This is a genomic window from Holospora curviuscula (assembly GCF_002930195.1).
Lineage (GTDB): Bacteria > Pseudomonadota > Alphaproteobacteria > Holosporales > Holosporaceae > Holospora > Holospora curviuscula.
The window spans coordinates 13,013-16,125 of record NZ_PHHC01000095.1 but is presented as its reverse complement, the minus strand read 5'-3'; the positions used below and the strand labels follow the sequence as shown (position 1 = coordinate 16,125).

At 43.2% G+C, this 3,113-nt stretch carries 2 protein-coding genes and 1 pseudogene; all 3 read left to right on the top strand.

What is annotated here, in order from left to right; genetic code table 11:
- Positions 1 to 970, top strand: a pseudogene (locus tag HCUR_RS08675) (hypothetical protein); the annotation flags it as partial.
- Positions 971 to 978: 8 nt separating this feature from the next.
- Positions 979 to 1,995 carry a hypothetical protein gene (locus HCUR_RS04825; RefSeq protein WP_129591919.1) on the top strand — a complete coding sequence of 339 codons (1,017 nt, stop codon included), beginning with the start codon at positions 979 to 981 and terminating at the stop codon, positions 1,993 to 1,995.
- Entirely contained in the window at positions 1,992 to 2,885 is an 894-nt protein-coding gene (locus HCUR_RS04820; RefSeq protein ID WP_104206999.1) for a hypothetical protein, read from the top strand. Before HCUR_RS04825 ends, HCUR_RS04820 begins: the two co-directional genes overlap by 4 nt.
- Positions 2,886 to 3,113: the final 228 nt, after the last annotated feature.

The following is a 3,113-nucleotide window of genomic DNA, read 5'->3' as shown; positions in this document are numbered from 1 at the left end:
ACAAGCCCTCATTGCACCGTTGAGAGTTCTGGCAGCGGCGGCTCAGGCGCTGGAGGGGGCATCGGCTTCCCAAATTCATGCCTGCGATGAAGCCTTGGATAACGCTCTTCAACATAACTTTGTGCTGGCAGTTCCGGTGGCTTCCGGACTATTGGAGGCTGCCGCCGTGGTGGGAGGAACCATCGCTACCCTCTGGGCTGGGGAAAAAATTGTCGATTCTCTGCAACAAGAGCACTGGAAAAAGAAGGAAGGCCTGAATCCTGGTTCAAATCTTAGGAAAAAAACTACCCAAGCCATCGCAGCGGAAGGGGGGATTGAGCCTGGAGATGAAGATCCTCAAGATCCAAGAGATCCAAGGGACCGGAATACAAAAAAGGAACACCCCTCTAAAAATAAACCCTGTTTGCAAAAAGCGGAGCGCCGTAATTTAACTCAGCGCAAAACCCATGATGCACACTATCGCGTTGAGCCCAGGACAAAAGAAGAACGGGCTACCTACAAATTGGGCGAGCGATTTAAGGGGTGGAGCAAAGAAGAGCGCGTTCAAAATTTTTTAAAGGATCATCGTAAAGAAAACACGGGGTTTGTGGAGGAGGTTCGTCTTGCAGATAACAGGATTCGTAAATATGGTCCCGAGTTGCCTTCCAAACCAGGGCAAAAAGATTGGAGTTGTCCGAATACGCGGGGCAGTAGATTAGAAGTGGAATATAATCCTGTTACACAAAATTATAAAGAAACTACAGTACATGTTGATCATAATGGTCAAGTTATTCGTGCCCATCCCGTGTTTCGTAATGGACAGGAGGTTAAGAACAATATGCCTCATTATCCAGCAACGAAAGGGGGCGTGAATCCTCAAAAAATTTATCCATTGAGTACGCGTCCCAAAGAAGGAGATGGCCTTTTAGATAACCGAAAATATCCGGTAGGTCCATTGGATGCTCAATTTCCATCTGGAAAAGAAGAGTAGTAGTGGCAATGTATTACAGTAGAGTATTTTGGAAAAAATTTATATCAGGAGAGTACATCCCTGATATTATTATTGAAAATTTTGAAGCAGTAAAGACGATACAATATCCAGAAGAGAATATTGTATATACACGATATCGTTTAGCCTATATTTGGTGTTGTATTATTTTATATTGTGCAAAACGGTATAGTTTAGAAAAGCTTACATTAGGATTAAATTGGTATTTTTCTCGTTGGGTTGATTCTGTCCATACAGATTTATCTTCTTATAATAAACGTTTGTTTCTTGAAGGAGAAACAAAGTGTCAGATTAGTTGGAAAGGGTGCGAACATGCTTCAGATATTGATGATATGCATGGGTGTTTGTGGAAAATATCCGAGAACTCGTTCAATGGTTATCCGGAAAATCCTTTTGATTTATACGGGATGGGGTTAGATTTTTTTTCTGAGCGTGTTCCTTTTCTTTATATTTATTACACTGCGGAAGAGCTCCAGGATTCAAGACGTCCTGGAGTAGGATTTATTTATGCTACAGGCTCTGGATTGCCCTGGAATGATCGTATCGCTTTGAATGTATATCAGGAAGAATTATGGTTTGCCTTTCGATTAAAAGAAATTTTAATGTACAGTAAAGCGCTTTCTCCAAAAGGTGTGTTGGAAGAAATTCGTACATTAACGCAAGAGATACGCGCACGTCCACCAGATTTAGCGCCTTGGGACGGAGGACAGTTCTGGGAAGATTTTATTATTTCATTGGATAAAGTAGACAAAATGAAGCTGAGCGGGTTAAGCTTTGATCAATTAATGAATTTTGCAGATAATATTTTTTTGGGGCAAGTGCGCTTTGAAAAACGCTGGAATGATTTTAAAAAGCAAAAAAAGTCTATACATTTTGAAAAAAAATTAAGTGCGGAACAAAAAGAGTCTGTACTGCAAGAATATAATTGTTCGGTAGAAACAGTTCAAAATTATATCGAAAATCGTAAAGCCTGGTTAGATGGAAAAGGATTGAGGCTAGTACAATGATTTTACGGTATTTTTTTTCCTATCTTTGGAAAAATGTGCGTGCACAGTTTGAGACGCTGGGAGACTTCAAGGTGATGGGGTCTCAGATTTTGGCGGCCAGCAGGGTGCGCCATCATCGTTCCACCCGAGCGCTAGAGGGGGGTGGCAGCTATTCTTACGCTCAGGAAACGCTCCATCAGACTTCCCTGAAGGCGGGAGGAACCCTTTCCTTTCAGGGCAAACATCTCATGACCCAAGGCGTGGCGCTGGAGGCTGAAAAATTGACCTTGGAGGTAGAGCGCTGGGGAGATAGGGGGGTCATCACAACGACCCAGGATCGTCGTGTGGAGCCGGGAACAAAGGAGGATGCGGTATATACGGGCTCCAGTTCGGTGTTTCATCCCTCTTCCATTGAGGCGCAGGAGATCTCCGGCCGGGTGGGGGCCATCCTCCATCAGGGCACGCAGATGAAGGGCCAGGGGGTACTGGAGGCGCAGTGCTACCGGTGCATTCCGGGGTATGGGAGCACTTCTGAATCTTCTCATAATGTATATATACAAGAGCGCCGCCACAGCACCCAGCCGGTGCCCGGGTCTATTGAAGGGGTGCGCGTTGAGCCGTTTACGGATCTCAGCCAGGCCAGCACCGCCATGACTCCGCTGGAGGGGCTCCACCTTTCGCTGCAGCAGGGGGCCTTCCAGGGCACTCAGTTTGTGGGGGAGGTGCGCATTGAGGCTCGCGAAAAACTTCTCCTAACCCCCGCGGTAAGGCAGGATGGATTTGAGAAGGTGGTGGTGCTGAAGGATTCTAGTCTTCTAATTATAGTTCATAGTCTATTCTATGGTTACATTAGCCCTTACAATAGAGTTGATCCATCTAGCGATTCTTCAAGTTTGGATGAACAAACGTAAATTTTTTTTTAATATATATTATTTTTTTTAAAAAAAAGCTTGAAAAAGAATATTTTTTTTTTATAATAAAGAAGTAAACTTTTTATTAATTTTTTACTATGAAAAAAATAAACTATATAACTATGTTGGTTCTTGTTGGAACTATTATTTCAGAAAGAAGTATTTGTGCTTCTGGAAAAAAGAAAAAAATGAACGTTGATACGCTTCAAAATCAATTTGTACAGGATC